The sequence below is a fragment of the Dyadobacter sp. CY326 genome (genome assembly GCF_021390515.1).
In the GTDB taxonomy this organism is placed as follows: domain Bacteria; phylum Bacteroidota; class Bacteroidia; order Cytophagales; family Spirosomataceae; genus Dyadobacter.
In genome coordinates, this window is record NZ_JAJUXI010000005.1 from 121339 (window position 1) to 140473 (window position 19135).

Consider the following 19135-nt stretch of genomic DNA (forward strand, 5'->3'; position numbering starts at 1 on the left):
GCAAATTGCTTTCAGTTAGTACGCTAGAAGTTTAGGAAAAGGCCATCCGCAATCGGCTGATTAAATTTTTCATTCTGAAATTTCATGACGCTTTTATCACCATTCTTTTCAAAAAAAGATAATTCTCTCAGGTGTAAAGTGTTCTTGGGGAACACCAGCGTAATTTTTGCATAAATGTTTTTTAGCCTGCGATTAACCGGTGTCAACGTCACCAGATATTGCTCATCGCTCTCCTGACAATTTTGCGAAAATGCTTTGTTCTGTTGGAAATCGCCATTGACTAAACCGATCATCAGCTCTTTTATCTGCGAAGCCATCCGACCTGCCTGGCCGACGTTTTTCTCCTTTCCAGCCTCCTGGACGCGTAATCTATCGCCGTTAATTAATATTACGTATTTAACCGGCGATTTTTGCTCCCATCTCATCTTGTCCGCTTTCTTATAATAAAAAGAGCCGGACGATTGCTCGGGCTCTTTCAAAACCGCTAAATGTTTCTCTTCTATGAAAGCCGCCTGAATTGAATTGACCGATTGGGATGCTTTACGTAGTTCCTCGAAAACTTTTTCGGGATTCAAAACGGGTTTGTAAGTTTGTGCATTTACGCCGGTAAATGCGATGCAGCATGCAATTACAAGGAAGTGAAATTTAAGCATAGGGTTCTTTCTGAATAAGCCGCGAGAGTGTCTCGATCTTGATTCCGGTTTGTTTGCAATGTTCAATCAAGTCGCCTAATGACGCTGCGGTGACTGCGCGGTTGTCGTGCAGCAGAACAATATCGCGGGCCTTTAACTTTGAAATAACGCGGTTGATAATTTCATATTTATTCTTCGCCTTCGTGTCCAAACTGCGCATGGACCAGCCAATGGAGTTAATTTTCAATGCTTTCAAAACCCGCCCATAACGTGGATTTGTAACGCCAAAAGGCGGGCGGAAAAACTGGGGCGATTTGCCTAATATTTCACTTATCACATTGGAGCAATGTTCTATATCGGCTTTCAGCTTGGCCGTTGAAAAAAAGGCGATCAGATAATGGTGGCTGTACGAATGATTGGCGACAATGTGACCTTCCGCGTCAATGCGACGAAGCAGTTCCGGATGCTTCTCGGCTTTTTTTCCAATGACAAAAAAAGTGGCCTTCACTCCTTTTTCGCGCAATGTCTCTAAAATTTGTGGAGTTGTTTCTGGATCAGGGCCGTCGTCGAAAGTCAGAGCGATGGCTTTTCGCTTTCCGTGGTTGATGGATGTTGTGAAATAATTCGCTTGAATTTTGAAAGAACCATATGAGGTGATTGCGAGGTAAATCAATAATATCAAGCCAATTACAAGCTCGACAAAGCCTGTTTCCCAAAAAACAATTCCACTCAAAGCAATGGCTGTGATGGTGATGGCGGTAACAATGTTATGCTTCAACGGACTGCAAGAGCGTCAACCCCAGGTTACTATGAATTAATGTGTTGCAAATCAATGCCGTTTTGATAAATCTGTCGCTTTTCATCTTATCTGCCGCATAATGCACTGCAAATGCGGATGCAGTCGGATAAATCCCGGACAATGACAGATAATCAACTTGCCTGGCTTTTTCAAGAGACAAACCTTCCAAGAGACTGTTAACCTGTGCATTAAGCCCATTTGAGCTTCCGGAAAAAAGTAAAAGATCCACGCCGTTAGAAGGAATGTCATTTTTTTGCAAGAACGCTGAAATTTCCTTTTCGGCATTCGTTACCAATCCCAATGCGACCGTGTCCTTGACACAAGCGAAACTGGTCACTGATTTTTCGCGGGACAGCATAAAAAATGATGCCCCGGAAGTCAACTTCTGCTGCAAGTTTAAATGCAGCGCAATTGAAACTTCACTCAAAAAATCAATTGCCTCATCAGCCGCTCCTATCAACACATTCTGCTCACCTTCATCCACCAGCAGCATGGCATCCAGCAAGGCATGTTCAAAGGAAAGTGAATTTTGCGTGTGCGTCATGTTATAGCCGTGATTCCCAATGCTCAGCGAAATTTGCCCCGCCATGGTGTTGTGCGTTGACTGAATAAATGATGTGGGCGGCAGCATTCCCTCAATGGTCAGCACATTGTTCAAGAACTTTTCAGTGTCCAGCAAACAGCCCAGCCCCGTCCCAACAATGATCGCATCCGGCTGCTCGATGCCAGCCTGACTGATGCAATCCTTTGCACAAGCAACCGACATTCGCAAAATTTTACTCATCCTGCGCAGCAAGCTTGCCTCGATAAATCCCTTATAATCTGGGCTTGCAAGCGTTGAGGGCATTTCTAATGGCCCTATTAATGCAGAAAAACCTTCATTTTGAAATGTAGGCTGATGAGAGATCGTGGATGCGGCAGTAATGTAATACAACTATTTTATGCTTTGAGATTTTCAAGTAAACTCATTCATGGTTTGAAAAAACCAATGAAGAATTATTTCCTCCAAACCCGAATGAGTTGGACAAAACGGCATTGATCGGCATTTCGGTTTGCAATGCAGTAACCGGCTCCAAGGCCGTTTCTTCAATTGCATTCCGGTAATTCAGGTTTGGAAAAATGAGGCTGTTTCGGATTGATAATAAAGAAAAAACGGCCTCTATGGCTCCGGCAGCTGCTAATGTGTGGCCTGTGTAAGGCTTTGTCGAGCTGAAAAACGGAACGTGCTCCCCGAAAACATTTTTAAGCGCCACAGATTCCGAAAGATCATTATTCTTCGTTCCCGTTCCGTGCGCATTTACATAAGAAATTTCAGCGGCGTCAATGCCCGATTTTGTCAATGCATTGGTTATTGCGAGCGTGGCGCCTTTCCCTTCTGGCGACGACGCCGTTTGATGATAAGCATCGGCCGCATTGGCCCAACCATTCACGTAACCTATTGTTTTATTGCCAGTTATGCCAATGCTTTTTTCATTTTCCAATAAAAGAAAGGCGGCTCCTTCACCCAAATTGAGCCCGCTTCTGGATTCATCAAATGGCCTGCACCATTGATCATCATAGATCATAAGCGACCGAAAACCGTTGATCGTAAATTTGGTAAGCGCATCCGATCCTCCCACTAAAACACGGTCCAGCTTGTTTTGCAACAACATTCTCGCGCCTAACATAATAGCATTAGCGCCTGACGAACAAGCAGTTGACAAAGTGTTAATGTAACCCGAAATGCCAAGTTCCGCAGCGATCCTTTCGGTTGTGTTGCCGCTGTCATGTGTTTTCAATTTGGCAAAATCAGGATGGTTGTCAGCGAGATAGGATTTATAAAAATCTTCTGTCCTGTCCATTCCGCCTACGGAGGTTGCCGATATAATTCCGGTTCGCAGTTCGGCATTGTGCTGATTGCTGCCCCAAGCCTCGCGTGCGGCTTTAAGTCCTAATAATGAAGTGCGGGAAATGGGCTTTTGGCTAACATGAAGTTTAGTTTCCAGCTCCGCATTGGACATCTTCACCTCGCCGACCAGCAATGAATCTGAGTTGTCCAAAAAGCGCATCGGACCAATGCCCGTTCTGCCTTCCCGGAGCGCCAGCAGGTTTTCTGTGACGGATAATCCAATCGCAGAAACAATGCCAAAACCAGTAACCCGGACGCCCATATTGTAAAATTTGATCAGCCTAACCTGGCGTGAATGTAATCTGCCATTGTATTGATGGATTTGAAAGCAACCTTGCCTTCATCCGGATTGGTAACTTGTATGCCGTGGTATTTTTCGAGCAAAACGATCAATTCCAATGCGTCAATCGAATCAAGTCCCAGACCGTCATCACTGAAAAGCATTGCGTCATCCGCAATGTCGGCAGGTGTAATGTCTTCGAGGTTTAATTGTTCAATGATCTGGGTTTTAAGATCTTCCTTTAAATTATCCATCGCGTGTTCGTGAGTGCAGTTTGCTACAAATTGAAACTGCTCAGTTTTAAAAGGTTTTCGTGATTAAATGCCGTTCCGTTTTCTACATTGTTTTCTACAAAAAAAAGAAAAACGTTTATGGCATTTCCTAATATTTCCAGCCAGCCGCATAAAATGGCTTTGGAGCTGCCGGAAAGAAGAATTTGACCATAGTTAAAGAAAAATTCCGGCGCGAATTTAGGCAAAACGGCAAACATATTCTCACCGTACCACTTATTAGCAATCGCTATTTCACCTAAAACAATGTTTGGCAAAGTATAGACGAATAATGAGGGGCTCGGCGCACCATTATGCTCATACGAGTGCACAAACCGCATATCCGTGTCTGCACTGGATGCATGATTGGCAAAAAACAATGCAATTTCATCGTCTCCATAAGCAGTCGCGATGCGTGGATTTGCACGTTTTATCAATTCCGAAGCCAGAAATCCGGCTTGCGAAAGGATATCCATTTTGTTAAATTTTGGATATGCAAATTCCTGCTCCTTATAAATCTGCCTGAACCAGCTTTCGTCAGATTCAATGTTCCTTTTGGCCACAATTTCGCCGTTGACAGAACAAATGTCTGCCGAAAGATGGCAATAGGTTGTAATCAAACTCATAAGCTTCTGATGATCAAAGATGCGTTTCCTCCTCCGAATCCCGAAGCCGTTTTTAAAATCGTGTTGAGTTTTTTTTCTTTATTTTCCGAAATGACATTCAATGTTTTGGATGTGCCACTTGCCTGATAACCAAGGCTTTTGATCAACGTGCTGTTCCGCATCATCTGCATCGAAGCGGCAGTTTCAATTACGCCCGCGGCGCCCAATGTATGTCCAAAATAACCTTTCAAGCTGTTTAAAGGCACATCGTTAAGCCCAAGTCTGTCGAATGCGATGGATTCCATTTCGTCGTTAAAGACAGTCGCAGTTCCGTGTGCCGAAATAAAATCGATCTCGTCTGTCGCTATTTTGTTGAGTTCCAATGTCCGTTTTACACTTCGGAAAAGTCCTTCCCCTGTCCTGGACGGACCTGAAATGTGATTCGCATCATTGGCACTTGTGCCCGGAAACAGTGCTAGCGGCGCATTTTGAAATATTTCTTTTGCATTTGAAACCACCACAGCCCCGCAACCCTCTCCCATCGTAATCCCATTTCTTTGAGCGTCAAAAGGCAAACAAGGCGCGTCACTGATGGCAAAAAGCGACTGAAAACCATACACAACAAAATCAGAAATCACATCGCAGCCAATGACAACGGCGTGATCGTATATTTTAGCTTGAATGAATTGTTGCGCCGTGTTAATTGCAAGAACACCTGAAATGCACGCATTAGAAACGATAACTGGCTCATTAACAAGCTTAAATCGCGTGACTAACGCTTTTGCACTATGGCTGAACTGGTCTTTGATATCCTCGTCCAGTTCCCCTTTGGTCGAACTCACAATGATAATGGTTCTTTCTGAGCTCAAAATTTCAGGATCGATCATCGCTGAAACTGACTCCAATGCTTCAAGCAGCAACTTCTCAAACTTATAACCGCCCGAAAGACTGAGGATTTTGGATAAATAAAAATCTGCATTGTCAAAGCCCGCTTTTGAGACCAACGAAATGCCGGACCGGTTGGCACGCATGGCCGACCAGTTTTCAGCCGTTGTCCCGCCCATTGGACTTATGATTACTTCTGCACCAATATAGGTCATTCTGATAAAGCTAAACCTTGTGTTTTTCCTTCCACTCACGGTAAAAATCCGGCGTGATCAGTTCCAGCATGCGGGTCTCCTTATCCAGAAAAACCTGCATGGTTTTGCCTACGGCACAAAGGTCGCCCGTGGTCAGGTTGAGAACTTGATATTCGAACTGGATTTTGGCTGATTTCGCTGGGACGTATTTGGTTATCACCTTGATAATCTGGCCGTAATAGACCGGAGCCTTGTGATCAATTTCGGATTTTACTATTGGAGTGAAGTAACCTTTGTCAAAAATAGTAAGATATTCCAGTCCGAATGCTTTGCCGAATGCTTCTCTTCCATCTTCAAAAAATTTCAGGTAATTGCCGTGCCAAACGACTCCCATGGCATCGGTTTCGCTAAAACGTATATCAATTTCGATTTCCGAAGCAATCATGTCACTAATTAACGTTAGGGGTTACTCTGTTACTACAATTTTCATTTCACAGCCGAGCAATATACGCCCTTCCAGGAAACTTTCCCCTTGAACAAGGGAAATATTTCCCAACTGATGCAATGGTGTGACAACCGTCTTAATCGTCGAATGCACGGGTGGCAGCTCGTGGATTTCCACCTTTGTTATCGCACCAATGAAGCCAATTTTGGGTGCCCCACCCGCCTGCTGATCCAGATAACCGAATGACGCTGCGCAAGTTTGCGCAATGTTTTCCAGCAAACCGGACTCCTGAAAAAAACCATCGGCAACCAGTAAATTATCCGCTGTTATATAAAAATCCGTTTCGAATCTTTCCTGCGACGCACTGACCAAATTGTCAATCATCACAAAAGGAGCCCGATGCGGAATGTATTGATTTATAGCATCTTTGGCAACTGTCATTAAACAAAGAAGTTAAAGTAATTAAACCATTGTTCCGGATATTCCCGCACCTTCTTCTCCAATTCTGCCACATACAACCTTGCAATTTCCTCTGGCTTCATTTTCATGCTTATGGGCAAAGTCGCGCTCAGGTGATAACTGTATTTTCCGTTTTTAGCCGCGAAAACGAATGTAACCGGCGCGTCAAATTTAGAAGCAATCACAAATGGTCCGTAAGGGAACTTCGCCTTTCGCCCGAAGAAATCCAGTTCAATATATTTGGCCCCATCCAGATAACGGTCCGCATGAATAGCAACGAATTCATTATTAACGAGCGCGTTACGAATGGCTATCACGTGTGACAAATCGTCTTTAATCGCAATTATTTTAAATCTCGAACCGCCCGTAGTCGTGTCCATGAACTGTTTAATGCTTTCCACTTCCGCATCCAGCATAACAATGTTGATGGTCGGCGTAATTCTTCCTTTCAGTAAATTCCCGGCCGTTTCCCAGTTTCCCAAATGCGCGCTCAGTAAGATGCCTCCCTTCCCTCCATCGCGGATGTCAATGAGAAATTGCTCATTTTCAAACACATGTGTAAAATTGGCAGTTTTCCCGAGCAGAAATGCGGCCCGGTCAACAAGCGTTTGCCCAAAAATGTAAAAATTTTTGCGGGCGAGCTTTTTAGCTTCTGGAAGCGGGAAGTGAAGGGTATTTTGATAAAAATCCAGCAATGCGTTTTTCTGCTTTGCTGCAAAAAGATAATAGTAATAGGTCACTAATTTCAAAAGACGGTAAGCAAAATCAATTCCCAGCGTGTTTATAAAAAAGAGAAAGATCTTGTAACCTGTCAATGAACCTTTGGTTTTACCATCCCAACGGCTCATTCCTATAAGTTAAGTTTCTGGCGGACAAGTTTGTAAAAATCGCCGAATGTTACGATTTCCTTGAAGTCCTCACCTGTAATTTTAATGTTAAGATTTTCTTCGATCAGCACGACAAGATCCACATAGTCAAGGCTGTCTAAATCGAGCGTGTCTTTGAGACTGTTTTCAGGAAGAATCATATTGCGGTCCACCTCAAATTCCTCCGATAAAAAATCCCTCGTATCTTCGATAACTTCTTCCCAACTCATTTTTACGTCGTTAGCTTGCATGGCTACAAAATTATGTTATTCTGGCTGATAGTTTAAAAATATTCCTTTTTTTAAATGAATTCAAATGGCCTGCACAATAATTTTATCAAAAAACCATTGCACGCACTTGAAGGAATATCGGGCAGAACAAAAATACAAATTTCTGGTTGCCGAGCAGTGCCGCTTACGAATTTATGCTACACGAAGCGAGCCGGATCAGGAGACTTTTCTCAGGATCAGCGTTGAATTCGTCCCGCCAAAACCAAAGGAATTTGAAAGCAAACAATTGATTTCCTGCTCCTTAGTTTCAGGAATGATGTTGATCAGCGCTGAGTCCTCGTCCGGATTTTCGAAGTTGATGTTGGGTGCGATAAATGAGTTTTGCATCATCAAAAGCGAATAAACAATCTCGCTCGCCCCAGCCATCCAGCACTCGTGCCCCGTCATGGATTTGGTGGAACTGACAGGCGTTTGCCCACCGAAAACGTCAAAAATCGCCCGCGCCTCGCTCCCATCGCCAACGGGCGTTGAAGTGGCGTGCGCATTGATATAATCGACCTCATTGGCCTGAATTCCGGCTTGCGCCATAGCCATTCGCAGGGAGCGAATCTGGCCTTCGATGCTTGGATTGGAAATGTGATCGCCATTGGAAGAAAATCCATAACCGATCAATTCTGCCAAAATGGGCGCGCCGCGCTTAACGGCAGAATCATACGATTCCAGAATAACGGTTGCTGCACCGCCACTTGGAATGAGGCCGTCGCGGTCTCTGTCAAAAGGTCGGGAAGCCTTTGCCGGCTCGGACTCCCGAACGGAAAATGTGCCCAAGCCATCAAAACTAGCCATGGCTGCAGAGTTGATTTCCTGAGCGCCGCCGCAAACAATCCGCTCCTGCAAACCTTGCTTGATCATTAAATATCCCATCCCGATGGAATGAGAGCCCGACGCACAGGCTGCGCTTAATGTAAAATTGATCCCTTTCAGCTTGAAAATCGTCGAAAGGTTCATATTAACGGTGCTGTTCATGTTTTGAAAAATCGCACCGCTTCCGATCAATGTTGTATCGTGTTTTTCCCTTGCCTTTTCTACTGCGTCCACAACGGATGCAGCCGTGCTGTCATTGCCGTAAATGATGCCGGTTTCGGTTGTTTCGAGATAATCAATGTCTAATCCGGAAAGTTCGAGCGCCTGGCGGGTTGCCATGTAGGCATAAATTGCAGGTTGGTGCATGCCCAGGCGCTGCCTGCGCGACAAGTAATTTTTGAGATCCGGTTCGGGCACCATTCCGGTCAGGGCGGAGCGAAAACCAAAATCCTTCCTCACCTGATCAAAGACAATTCCGCTTTTTCCTGCATATAAAGAATTGGTGACCTCTTCCAGGTTTTGCCCCAGGCAAGAGTAAATTCCAATTCCGGTGATGACAACTCTGCGATCCATCAATTATGAGTAAATGCCTCCGTTGATATTAATTACTTCGCCCGTGATATAGGCTGCTTTGTCCGAAACCAGAAAACTCACCAGATGCGCCACTTCCTCTGCCTTGCCAAAACGGTTCATCGGGATCATTTGTTTCAATTCGGCCTCATTCAAATCCTTCGTCATATCGCTCGTTATAAAACCCGGAGCAACTGCATTGACCGTAATCTTGCGCTTCGCAACTTCCTGCGCCAACGCTTTTGTCGCCGAAATAATAGCTCCTTTTGCCGCCGAATAATTGGTCTGCCCGGCAACGCCTTTCATGCCCGAAACCGATGCAATGTTGACAATCCGGCCCGAACGCTTCCGCAGCATTTCCTGAATCGCATTCTGCGTTACGTTATACAGCCCTTTGGCCGAAATATTCATAACATCGTCCCAGTCCTGCTCGGGCATCCACATAAACAGCCCGTCGCGCGTAATGCCCGCATTATTAACCAAAACGCTGATGTGCTTTCCCTCGTTCTTTTGTTTCCAATCGTTCAATGCTGTGTCGACTTCCGACTTAATCTGCACATTGAATTGCAAGAGTTCAGCGCTGCCGCCGGCTGCCACAATTTCCGCAAGCGTTTCTTCGGCCGCGGCCTGATTGGAAGCATAATTTACTAAAATATGCAACCCGTGATCCTTCGCCAGCTGCACCGCAATGGCCCGGCCTAATCCTCTCGAAGCCCCAGTCACCAATGCACAGCTCATAATTTAAAAGGGGTTTCTTTAATATATTCAAAAACAACGGCAATGCTTTCGGACTGCGGCAGATCTTCTTTCACAAAATGCGCTTTCTGCCGAATTTGATTGTAAACCGACATTGCATTCGGTGACAACCGCTCCTTTTCATCCGGTTCGAGCAGATCAACGGCCTGGCAAATTGCCATAATATGGATTGCCATCACTTGAAAAGCATTTTCCAAAACCTGTTTGGCAAGCACGGCACTATTTGTTCCCATGCTTACAATGTCCTGGTTATCATTGTTATTGGGAATGCTGTGGACATAAACCGAGCCCGATAACGCCTGATTTTCAGCTGTTGTAGAAGTCGCGGTGAACTGGACACCCTGAAAACCGAAGTTCAAGCCCCATGTTCCTGCGTTCAAAAACGGAGGAAATTTCCCGTTAAGCTTACTGTTCATCAAGAAATTAAGCTGGCGTTCCATCAGCATTGTGAGCTTGGTCAGCACGATCTTAACCTTGTCCATTTCCAGTGAAATGTAATCACCGTGGAAATTGCCGCCATGAAAAACATTGTCATCTTCTGGACTTACAATCGGATTATCATTGGTTGAATTAAGCTCATTCTCAACCACTTCCTGCGCATATTGCAGCGTGTCGAGAATGGGTCCCAAAATTTGCGGAACACAACGAATCGAATAATATTCCTGAATCTTACGCTCAAATTCCTTGCGCTGCAAAGCTGTGTCATCCTTAAAAAGCTCCTCACGGCTGCGGATCAGCTTACTTCCAGCCATAAAATCACGCATTTGCTGCGCAATAATCTGCTGTCCTTTGTGATGCTTCACCGCATTCAGTTCTTTCGAAAATGAGTCATCAAAAGCTTCAATGGCCTCATTAAGCATGGACGAAGCCGCAACTGCCCATTGAACCAGGCGTTTGGCATATATAAGGTTGATGGCAGCAATTCCGGTCATACAGGAAGTGCCGTTGATCAGGCCCAGGCCGTCACGCAGCTCCATTTTCAGCGGTTCAATGTTGTTTTTGGCCAAAACATCCGCTGTATTTGTTCTCACGCCGCCTTCATACACATGCCCTTCACCGATCAGATTGAGTCCCAGGTGGGAAAGTTGCACCAGATCACCGCTTGCGCCTACGCTGCCGTGTTCGAATATTTCGGGCACAATGCCTTTGTTCAAAAAAGCAACAAGCTGTTTGATAACGCCCGTGCTCACACCCGAATTGGCTTGTAGAAATGAATTCAAACGCGCCACCATCACGCTACGCGCATATATTTCGTTAAGTGGCTTCCCGATTCCGCTCGAATGGCTGCGGATCAGATTGTATTGAAGGTTGCTAAGTTTATCCGTTTCAATCCGATATTGCGCCATAGGGCCAAATCCCGTATTGATTCCGTATATAATTTTATCTTTGGAAAAATTCGTTAGAAATGAAAAAGACTTTGATACTTTATTAAGGGCGTCTTCGGCTAAGATAAATTCCTTTTTTTCAAAAGCATACTGCTCGATATGAGCTAAGGAAATACTATTCATTTAGAGTTAGCATAATTAATATTACGTAAAATAAATCTTTTTTTGCCGTTTTGACAAACCAGGCTGCATGCGCAAACGGGCCGCGGGAGGTTGCCGGAATTTTACATTTGCTTACTTTTGTCAGACATTCACGTTCCCCTTTTCGATGGTCGGAGATTTATTAGTAAGGTTAAATAGTATCCTTTCCAGACACAAGCCCGCATTCTTCCTGAGTCTGATTATCCTTATTAGTGTGCTCCTGCTCGGGATTTCCCGTTTAAAAATTACCGAAAGCATCTTTGCAACCTTACCAAAAGGCAAAAGTTTTGAAGAATTCAACCGGTTAATCGAGAGCAAAAACATCATTAACCAGATCGTTTTCTTCATTGACATTCCTGCCGAAACGACTTCTGATGATGCCAAAATGCTCGGAGAAGCGTTTTCTGACTCCCTAACGCGTTATACAAACGGATACATTCGCGGCATTCAAATTGAACGACCATTTGTGCAGGAAGATGTATATCAATATGTGTACGGCAACTTCCCGCACCTCATCGACGCTTCTTATTATGACCACATTGGGGCGCAATTATATCCGGATACGATCCGAAAGTCGGTTGCTTCCGCTTATAATCAGCTAATTACGCCGGGAGGAACGTTTCTTAAACAGTTCATCCTCAATGATCCACTGGGATTAACCGGCCCATATTTCCGTAAACTGAACGCCAACAGCAATGCGAATGGAATGGTGCTCGAAGACGGCGTCATGTTCACGGCAGATCGCAAGCAAATGATCATCTTCGCCGCCACGAACTTTGATTCAGGCAATTCCGAGAAGAATGTGGAGCTGTATCACTCGGTGGAGGCTTTCAAAACGAAATGGAACAAGCAGCTTCGTTACAACCATTTTTCCTATTTCGGGACTTTCGAGATTGCCGCGCGGAACGCCATTCAGGTGAAACACGATTCCTATTTAACTGCATTCATTGCACTGGGAGGCATTTTGTTGCTGCTCTTTTTATATTATCGCAAGCTGCTGATTCCGATTTACATCATTCTTCCGGGTCTTTTCGGTGCCATTTTTGCGCTCGGGCTTATTGGTTTTATCAGGCCCGAAATCTCAGGAATTTCTCTCGCAACCGGCGCGGTTGTTTTCGGAATTTTGCTGGATTATGCGTTTCATTTCTTCACGCACTTACGGCACACGAACTCCATCGGCACTGCTATCAAGGAAGTTAGCGAACCCTTGTTAACAGGAAGCTTTACCACGGTGATGGCTTTCAGCGCGCTTCATTTTGCCAATTCGAGTGTATTGCAGGATTTTGGGCTGTTTGCTTCATTGAGTCTGGTCGGTGCGGCACTTTTCACATTGATCGCGCTGCCCGTCGTTCTTTCCGCTTTTTCTTTTGATTACAACAAAATTCCGGTCAAACACAACGGCTTCCGCTTTCCGACTATGCCGGAAAAGTACAGGCCCATTGTGCTTGCTGGCATTGTGGTGGCCACATTGGTGTTCCTTTATTTTGCAAGATTTACTGCATTTGATAGTAGTTTTGAAAACCTGAGCATTCAAGACGATGACTTGCGGAAGCGTGAAGAAGCCTTGACCGGCATTGATCCAAAGTCGCAAAAGCGAATATATGTTTTCGCTGGAAACCCGTCGAGGGCCAAGGCAGAGCAGCTGAATTATCAGATTTACCAGAATCTTGTTCAGCTTCACGATCAAAGAAAAATCAACAGTTTCGTGTCTTCCGGCTCCTTTCTGATTCCCGCATCATTGAAATTGGAACGCCGCCGCCGATGGCACGACTTCTGGACTTTGCAGCGAAAAGAATCGACTTATAACGCCCTCGATCAGGCTGGTTCCAGAAGCGGTTTCAATGCAACGGCTTTCAGCGAATTCAAGAACTGGGTGGCCGGCCAGCAAGGCAGTCCCGTTCCCGTGGACACATTGCTCGCCGAACTGGGCGTTGACAATCTCATCGAATCCAATCGGAACGGCACTACATTCATCACAACATTGATTGTCCCGCAAAGTCAATTATCCGAAGTAAAAAGCCAACTGCGGGCCATCGACGGAATCGCATTGTTTGACCGCGGCGAACTGGCAGGCGACCTGTTGAAAATGGTGAAGGACGACTTTAATTATCTTCTGCTCGTGTCGGCGCTGATCGTCTTCCTAACGCTCCTGTTGGTGTACGGCCGGATTGAATTAACACTGTTAACTTTCCTGCCCATGGTCGTGAGTTGGATATGGATATTGGGAATAGCGGCTATTTTGGGCATAAAATTCAATTTTGTCAATGTCATTGTAACCACATTCATTTTCGGCCTTGGCGATGATTTCAGCATTTTCGTAACAGACGGATTGCTCAATAAATACAAACACGGCAAGGATTCGCTGCGATCCTATCAATCCGCGATTGTTCTTTCTGCCACGACGACGATCATTGGAACCGGCGTTTTAATTTTCGCTAAGCATCCAGCCATTCATTCCATTGCGCTCATTAGCGTGTTGGGAATTGTTTGCATTCTGTTTATTTCTTTCGTTTTCCAGCCTGTTATTTTTGGTTTTTTTGTCCAAAACAGGATCGCCAGAAAGAAGGCGCCGGTGACATTGCTGCCATTCCTGATCAGCATTTCAAGCTTCACCTATTTTTTATCAGGCTGCTTATTTCTGCATTCAAAACTGGTCACCATCCTGTTGCTGCCGATTTCGAAGTTAAAGAAAAAAGCGATGCTCAATCGCTCGCTTTCGTTTTACGCCAAAACAGTAATTTACTCGGGACCACACGTTAGGAAAAATTTTTCAGGGATTGAAAATTTGCAACCGGAGAAACCTGTCATTTTCATCGCCAACCACACTTCTTTTCTGGACATTTTGCTGGCGATCATGCTCAACCCGAAAATTGTGCTGATGGTAAAAGGATGGGTTTACAATTCGCCGTTTTTCGGGCCTATCATCCGCCACGCGGGTTATGTGTATACAGACGATGGCACGGAAGAGAACATTAATAAGATGCGAAATCTGGTTGCGGACGGTTATTCCCTTCTGATTTTTCCGGAAGGAACGCGATCAGAAGATGGAGAAATCGGCAGATTTCACAAAGGAGCTTTTCACCTGGCCGAGCAGCTTAACCTTGACATTCAGCCGATTTTAATTCACGGCGCATCCGACGTTCTGCCCAAAAACGACTTCCTGATCCGACCCGGCGCATTGAATGTGCGCGTGCTTCCCCGGATTCAATTCGGTGATGCAATATGGGGTAGCCAGCTTCGAGACAAAACCAAAAACATTGCAACGTTTTTCAAGTCAGAATTTGCTTCGTATAAGGATGAAATGGAAGACACGCGCTATTTGAAACACAAGATTTTCACCAATTACGTTTTCAAAGGCCCAGTTCTCGAATGGTATTTCAAAATCAAATGGCGGCTGGAAAGCAAAAATTTCGCTTACTACAATGCGCTGATTGGCAGCAGAAAAAACATTCTGGACATTGGCTGCGGCTATGGTTACTTGTCATTTTATCTGCATTACAAGCAGCCCGACCGGATCATAACCGGCATTGACTATGATGAAGAAAAGATCAGCATTGCGCAGCATAGTTATAACAAAACAGCCAATCTGAACTTTGTCTATCAGGATATTATGAAAGCCGGTCTGGGCAGTCAGGATGTGATATTTCTCAATGATATACTGCATTATTTATCAAAAGAAAAACAGCTTACCTTGCTCAACCGGTGCGCAGAAGCGCTTCGAAGTGACGGCATTCTGTTCATTCGTGATGGGATAACGGACAATCGGGAAAAGCACGAAAAGACGAAAACAACGGAGGCTTTGTCGACAGGCTTATTCTCCTTTAACCGAATGGAAGGTGCGTTTCATTTCTTTTCTTCGGGAGACATAAAGGACTTTGCAGCGTCACATAATATGGATTTTGAAATGCAGGAACATTCAAATAATACATCCAACGTGCTCTTCATTCTTCGACCGAGAAACTAAGCGCCGACCACTTACGAATTGCCCGATTTCAAACTTTTTCAGTAATTAATTAAATGCAATCTTCCGTCTTGCAAAAAGAATATGACTTCGTAATTATCGGCAGCGGCTTGGGCGGCCTTGCCTGCGCGACCATCCTGGCCATGGAGGGTTTCAGCGTTGTCGTTTTAGAAAAAAACCACCAGATCGGTGGGCATTTGCAGGTTTACAGCAAGCATAAGAGCATTTTTGACACGGGAGTGCATTATGTCGGCAGCCTGGATGACGGCGAAAATTTGTCACAGTTTTTCAAATATTTCGGAATTCTTGACAAATTGAAAATGAAGCGCATGGACGACGATCAATTTGACGTCATCCGGTTTCAGGACGGTTCACAATATGCTTATGCCCAAGGTTTTAATCGGTTTCGGGAAACGTTGATAAATCATTTCCCCGACGAAAAAGTTGCCATCGAAACCTATTGTGACAAAATTATCGAGATCTGTGAAAAATTCCCGCTTTTCAACTTGCGGGTTTCAGGCGAAAATTATCAGATGGATGGAGATGTAATGGGACTCAACGCCCATGATTTTATCGCCTCATTGACCGAAAACGAAAGACTTAGGAATGTGCTGGCGGGCTCCAACCTGCTCTATGCCGGCGTCCGTGACAAAACGCCCTTTTATGTGCACGCGCTGATCATGAAGAGTTATTTGTCCGGCTCTTACAAGTTTATCGACGGCGGTTCGCAAATTGCCATCCAAATGAGCAAGGTGATCAGGGCGCACGGAGGGGCCATATACAAGCATAAAAAAGTCGTTGCTGCCAATTATGATGGTGCAGGCAATGTCACGGAAGTGGTTTTGGAAAATGGAGAGACGTTCCGGGGAAAGCAATTTATTTCAAATGTTCATCCGTCGGTGACCATTGACATTTTTGGTGCGGATCGCTTCCTGAATGTTTATAAAAACAGAGTTCAGAGTTTAGAAAACAGCATTTCGACATTCCTGGTGCACATTACTTTTCACGAAAAAAGTTTTGAATATCTGAATTACAACATTTATCAGCATCACATTGAAGATGTTTGGGGCGGCATCGATTATGATCAGGAAACGTGGCCCCAGACCTATTTTGTCTGCACACCATACATTTCCAAAACCGGACAATATGCTGATTCTATGTCGATTATGACTTACATGAACTCGGCAGAAACGGCGCAATGGAGCGACACATTTAACACGGCTGCGGAGCAAGGCCAACGTGGCGCTGCTTACGAGCAGTTCAAAAAGGACAAGGAAGCCAAAGTGCTGGCCCGGATTGAAGAAGTTTTTCCCGGAATTTCTGCTAAAATCAAGGCAGTTCACAGCGCTACGCCGCTGACATTCAGGGATTACATTGGCAATAAGGACGGTTCTCTTTATGGTGTGCTCAAAAATTCCAATTCCCCTGCCAGAACGCAGATCAATACAAAAACAAGAATTCCAAACCTTCATTTAACAGGGCAAAATATTTCCATGCACGGCATACTTGGCGTTACAGTGAGCGCATTTGTGACGTGCTTTTCATTTGTAGACAAAGAAAAACTTATCCAAAAAATTAAAAATGCTTGATTATGCAAACAGTTGATGTTGTTGTCATTGGTGCCGGCCCGGCAGGAACAGTTGCAGCTTCTTACTTAAAAAAACAAGGTTATGAAGTCACTATACTAGAAAAAGAAAAATTCCCCCGCTTCCAGATCGGCGAAAGCCTGCTTCCGTGCTGCATGGAACATTTGGACGAATCGGGTTTGCTGGATGCAGTGAAAGAGCGAAATTTTCAGAAAAAAACCGGCGCAGCATTCATGCGGGGCGAAAAGCGATGCGAATTTTTCTTTTCGGAACAGTTCACCAAAGGCTGGACATGGACGTGGCAGGTGAAAAGGGCCGATTTTGACAGCACATTAGCAGAAGCCACCAGAGCAAAAGGCGTTGACGTCAACTTTGAATGTGAAGTTTTGAAAGTTACGTGCAGCGCTGAAAAACAGCATGTTGAATATCAGGACGCAGATGGCAACGTTCATGAAATTGAATCCAGATTCATCATTGATTCCAGCGGATACGGCCGCGTGCTGCCCCGGTTGTTTGACCTGAGCAAGCCTTCCGCATTCAGTCCGCGCGGCGCGATTTTTTCGCATTTGGAAGACAAAAACCGCACGGAAAAGGCCAGTAACAACATTTTCGTCCATTCTTTCGACAATAACAAATCCTGGATCTGGGCCATCCCGTTTTCGGACGGCTCCACATCGGTCGGCATTGTTGGCGATAAAGAAAAAATCACCGAAATGGCCGAGAATGGCGGCGAAGCATATAAGACTTTCATTAGAGAGTTCGCAGATCTCAACGGCCGTTTCAAAGATGCTGACCTCAAATTCGAGCCAAAACACATTCTCGGTTATTCAATTGGTGTAAAGAAAATGTATGGAGAAGGTTTTGTCCTTTCCGGCAACAGCACCGAATTCCTGGATCCGATTTTCTCATCCGGCGTTACATTTGCGACCGCCTCGGGTTTGCTGTCCGCTAAAATGACGCACAAGCACTTACAAGGTGAAGCCGTAGACTGGGAAACGGAATACGAAAAGGTCATTCAGCAAGGCATTAATGTTTTCAGAAGTTACGTAAGTGGCTGGTATAGTGGTGATTTTCAGACAATCGTATTTACACCGCACATTAATGAAGATATCAAAAACCAGATTTGCTCTGTTCTGGCCGGTTATGTTTGGGACCAGTCAAATCCGTTTGTGAAAAAGCATGACACCATATTGCCGACATTGGCAAAGGTCATCAAAATAAAGGAGCGGAGCATCGGCGACGTTGCGTCGTCAGAATCAAGCGCTCAGTAAAATCAAGCCGTGCTGAATGCCTTTATAATGATTGTAAATCAGAATGTTAGCAGGTTTCGAAGCTGATTTTTGATCACGGACGCAGGAAGCAGGAACCGGATGGCCCAATAGCATTTGCAGGGCCATCCAGGTCGCAAAAGCCGAAGCGGTCGGATAATCACCCACCATATTTTTATAAGTGTAACTGCTGCTTTCCGGGAAAAACCGCTCCTGAAAAGTTACATACAAGCCATCCGTTCGGTTGTCGCCACTGAAACCCAAAATTAATGTGTCCACGTCAGCCGATGTTAGTCCGTTACGACCAAGCATTTCATCTAACTTTTCCCCAAGATCAGCTTCTGTCGGATTATTAATTTGATCCACATCGCGAATTTGCGCCAGCGTATTTCCAGTTCTTTCCGCTTCCAAAACGAACATTGTCGCCCCTTCCCCATTGACAGAGCCGGGTGAGTTGGAAGTCAACAGATTAGCAGATGTGAAGTTGCCATGCTTGAAGTGGCCGCTGAGCAGGTCAATGTTGTGATTATAATCCGAAATTTCTTCAATGCTGCCCACCAGAATCTTTTTCAAACGCTGCTCGTCCAGCAGAAGCATGGCGTCCAGCAATGCAGCCTCGAAGGCAAGGCCCTTGTGAACATGGGTCGAGTTGTAACCAGTCACTTTGCTCATTAAGGCCAGATTTCCCGCAACTGCGTTCGGCGTGCTTTGAACAAAATGTGTAGGCGTCAAAGTCCCTTCATCATAATCTACAATCTGGTTCAGAAATTTCAGACAATCACCCAGTCCCCCATTTGCCGTTCCCAGAATGATGCCTTCAACTTCCGATTTCTGAATCAACGGAAGCCCCGCTCCTACGCCCATGCGGACGGCTTTTCCCATTCTCCGAAGCAATCCTGCCGGAATCAGTTGTCCGTAATTTGGTTCAATGGCCTCATAGCGGTTGCCCTCATGCACTTTAACATCGCCTTCCAAAAAGGCATTATCAAAAGTGCGCTGCGGAGAAATGCAAGCTGAGTCGGTAATGTACATGCGTAAATGAATGGGATTGA

17 protein-coding genes and 1 pseudogene are annotated in these 19135 nt (G+C 45.0%); 3 read left to right on the forward strand and 15 right to left on the reverse strand.

Translation table 11 applies throughout. From position 1 onward, the window contains the following. Positions 1-23 precede the first annotated feature (23 nt). From LZG73_RS11185 to hutH, 14 genes and pseudogenes are all read right to left on the reverse strand, one after another. On the reverse strand, positions 24-653 hold the full coding sequence (locus LZG73_RS11185; protein ID WP_233848876.1) for an outer membrane lipoprotein carrier protein LolA: 630 nt from the start codon (positions 651-653) through the stop codon (positions 24-26). Further along, positions 646-1410, reverse strand: a complete 765-nt coding sequence (locus tag LZG73_RS11190) for a polysaccharide deacetylase family protein (protein WP_233848877.1) — start codon at positions 1408-1410, stop codon at positions 646-648. The genes LZG73_RS11185 and LZG73_RS11190 overlap by 8 nt, the downstream gene beginning before the upstream one ends. Then, positions 1400-2365 carry a beta-ketoacyl synthase chain length factor gene (locus LZG73_RS11195; RefSeq protein ID WP_233848878.1) on the reverse strand — a complete coding sequence of 322 codons (966 nt, stop codon included), beginning with the start codon at positions 2363-2365 and terminating at the stop codon, positions 1400-1402. Before LZG73_RS11195 ends, LZG73_RS11190 begins: the two co-directional genes overlap by 11 nt. A gap of 31 nt (positions 2366-2396) precedes the next feature. Then, the gene (locus LZG73_RS11200) at positions 2397-3581 is read right to left on the reverse strand and encodes a beta-ketoacyl synthase (protein ID WP_233848879.1); all 1185 of its coding nucleotides are present in this window, start codon (positions 3579-3581) and stop codon (positions 2397-2399) included. 14 nt (positions 3582-3595) lie between these two features. Next, positions 3596-3859: pseudogene (locus LZG73_RS11205) on the reverse strand (phosphopantetheine-binding protein); the annotation flags it as partial. A 17-nt stretch (positions 3860-3876) separates the two neighbouring features. Further along, the gene (locus tag LZG73_RS11210; RefSeq protein ID WP_233848881.1) at positions 3877-4494 is read right to left on the reverse strand and encodes a hypothetical protein; all 618 of its coding nucleotides are present in this window, start codon (positions 4492-4494) and stop codon (positions 3877-3879) included. Beyond that, positions 4491-5573, reverse strand: a complete 1083-nt coding sequence (locus LZG73_RS11215) for a beta-ketoacyl synthase (RefSeq protein WP_233848882.1) — start codon at positions 5571-5573, stop codon at positions 4491-4493. Before LZG73_RS11215 ends, LZG73_RS11210 begins: the two co-directional genes overlap by 4 nt. A 10-nt stretch (positions 5574-5583) precedes the next feature. Continuing rightward, on the reverse strand, positions 5584-5997 hold the full coding sequence (locus LZG73_RS11220) for a thioesterase family protein (protein WP_233848883.1): 414 nt from the start codon (positions 5995-5997) through the stop codon (positions 5584-5586). A 21-nt stretch (positions 5998-6018) separates the two neighbouring features. Further along, positions 6019-6438, reverse strand: coding sequence for a hypothetical protein (locus LZG73_RS11225; protein WP_233848886.1), 420 nt, complete (start codon positions 6436-6438; stop codon positions 6019-6021). Then, entirely contained in the window at positions 6438-7304 is an 867-nt protein-coding gene (locus LZG73_RS11230; protein WP_233848888.1) for a lysophospholipid acyltransferase family protein, read from the reverse strand. The genes LZG73_RS11225 and LZG73_RS11230 overlap by 1 nt, the downstream gene beginning before the upstream one ends. Positions 7305-7306: 2 nt before the next feature. Then, positions 7307-7573: an acyl carrier protein gene (locus tag LZG73_RS11235; protein ID WP_233848890.1), complete on the reverse strand. Its 267-nt coding sequence runs from the start codon at positions 7571-7573 to the stop codon at positions 7307-7309. 195 nt (positions 7574-7768) lie between these two features. Then, the gene (locus LZG73_RS11240) at positions 7769-8989 is read right to left on the reverse strand and encodes a beta-ketoacyl synthase (protein WP_233848892.1); all 1221 of its coding nucleotides are present in this window, start codon (positions 8987-8989) and stop codon (positions 7769-7771) included. A gap of 3 nt (positions 8990-8992) precedes the next feature. Beyond that, a complete protein-coding gene (gene fabG, locus LZG73_RS11245) occupies positions 8993-9724 on the reverse strand; it encodes a 3-oxoacyl-ACP reductase FabG (protein WP_233848897.1) in 732 nt (243 codons plus the stop codon). Beyond that, a complete protein-coding gene (gene hutH / locus LZG73_RS11250) occupies positions 9721-11250 on the reverse strand; it encodes a histidine ammonia-lyase (RefSeq protein WP_233848899.1) in 1530 nt (509 codons plus the stop codon). Before hutH ends, fabG begins: the two co-directional genes overlap by 4 nt. A 67-nt stretch (positions 11251-11317) precedes the next feature. Here hutH and LZG73_RS11255 point away from each other — a divergent pair, with 67 nt between their 5' ends. From LZG73_RS11255 to LZG73_RS11265, 3 genes are read left to right on the forward strand one after another with little or no spacing between them, the layout of a single operon-like run. Further along, positions 11318-15232, forward strand: a complete 3915-nt coding sequence (locus LZG73_RS11255) for a trifunctional MMPL family transporter/lysophospholipid acyltransferase/class I SAM-dependent methyltransferase (RefSeq protein ID WP_233848901.1) — start codon at positions 11318-11320, stop codon at positions 15230-15232. A 53-nt stretch (positions 15233-15285) separates the two neighbouring features. Then, positions 15286-16818, forward strand: coding sequence for an NAD(P)/FAD-dependent oxidoreductase (locus LZG73_RS11260; protein WP_233848903.1), 1533 nt, complete (start codon positions 15286-15288; stop codon positions 16816-16818). Positions 16819-16820: 2 nt separating this feature from the next. Next, positions 16821-18086, forward strand: coding sequence for an NAD(P)/FAD-dependent oxidoreductase (locus LZG73_RS11265; RefSeq protein WP_233848905.1), 1266 nt, complete (start codon positions 16821-16823; stop codon positions 18084-18086). On the opposite strand, the gene LZG73_RS11270 is transcribed toward LZG73_RS11265, so the two are convergent. Next, positions 18072-19115: a beta-ketoacyl synthase chain length factor gene (locus tag LZG73_RS11270; protein ID WP_233848907.1), complete on the reverse strand. Its 1044-nt coding sequence runs from the start codon at positions 19113-19115 to the stop codon at positions 18072-18074. The two genes, LZG73_RS11265 and LZG73_RS11270, sit on opposite strands and share 15 nt — an antisense overlap. Between the last annotated feature and the right edge of the window lie 20 nt (positions 19116-19135).

Bases quoted from the DNA above. Each gene is read 5' to 3' on its own strand.
- hutH (WP_233848899.1), bottom strand. From the start codon at position 11,250: ATGAATAGTATTTCCTTAGCTCATATCGAGCAGTATGCTTTTGAAAAA.
- LZG73_RS11240 (WP_233848892.1), bottom strand. From the start codon at position 8,989: ATGGATCGCAGAGTTGTCATCACCGGAATTGGAATTTACTCTTGCCTG.
- LZG73_RS11230 (WP_233848888.1), bottom strand. From the start codon at position 7,304: ATGAGCCGTTGGGATGGTAAAACCAAAGGTTCATTGACAGGTTACAAG.
- LZG73_RS11270 (WP_233848907.1), bottom strand. From the start codon at position 19,115: ATGTACATTACCGACTCAGCTTGCATTTCTCCGCAGCGCACTTTTGAT.
- LZG73_RS11210 (WP_233848881.1), bottom strand. From the start codon at position 4,494: ATGAGTTTGATTACAACCTATTGCCATCTTTCGGCAGACATTTGTTCT.
- LZG73_RS11215 (WP_233848882.1), bottom strand. From the start codon at position 5,573: ATGACCTATATTGGTGCAGAAGTAATCATAAGTCCAATGGGCGGGACA.
- fabG (WP_233848897.1), bottom strand. From the start codon at position 9,724: ATGAGCTGTGCATTGGTGACTGGGGCTTCGAGAGGATTAGGCCGGGCC.
- LZG73_RS11220 (WP_233848883.1), bottom strand. From the start codon at position 5,997: ATGATTGCTTCGGAAATCGAAATTGATATACGTTTTAGCGAAACCGAT.
- LZG73_RS11255 (WP_233848901.1), top strand. From the start codon at position 11,318: ATGCGCAAACGGGCCGCGGGAGGTTGCCGGAATTTTACATTTGCTTAC.
- LZG73_RS11200 (WP_233848879.1), bottom strand. From the start codon at position 3,581: ATGGGCGTCCGGGTTACTGGTTTTGGCATTGTTTCTGCGATTGGATTA.
- LZG73_RS11225 (WP_233848886.1), bottom strand. From the start codon at position 6,438: ATGACAGTTGCCAAAGATGCTATAAATCAATACATTCCGCATCGGGCT.
- LZG73_RS11185 (WP_233848876.1), bottom strand. From the start codon at position 653: ATGCTTAAATTTCACTTCCTTGTAATTGCATGCTGCATCGCATTTACC.
- LZG73_RS11235 (WP_233848890.1), bottom strand. From the start codon at position 7,573: ATGCAAGCTAACGACGTAAAAATGAGTTGGGAAGAAGTTATCGAAGAT.
- LZG73_RS11265 (WP_233848905.1), top strand. From the start codon at position 16,821: ATGCAAACAGTTGATGTTGTTGTCATTGGTGCCGGCCCGGCAGGAACA.
- LZG73_RS11260 (WP_233848903.1), top strand. From the start codon at position 15,286: ATGCAATCTTCCGTCTTGCAAAAAGAATATGACTTCGTAATTATCGGC.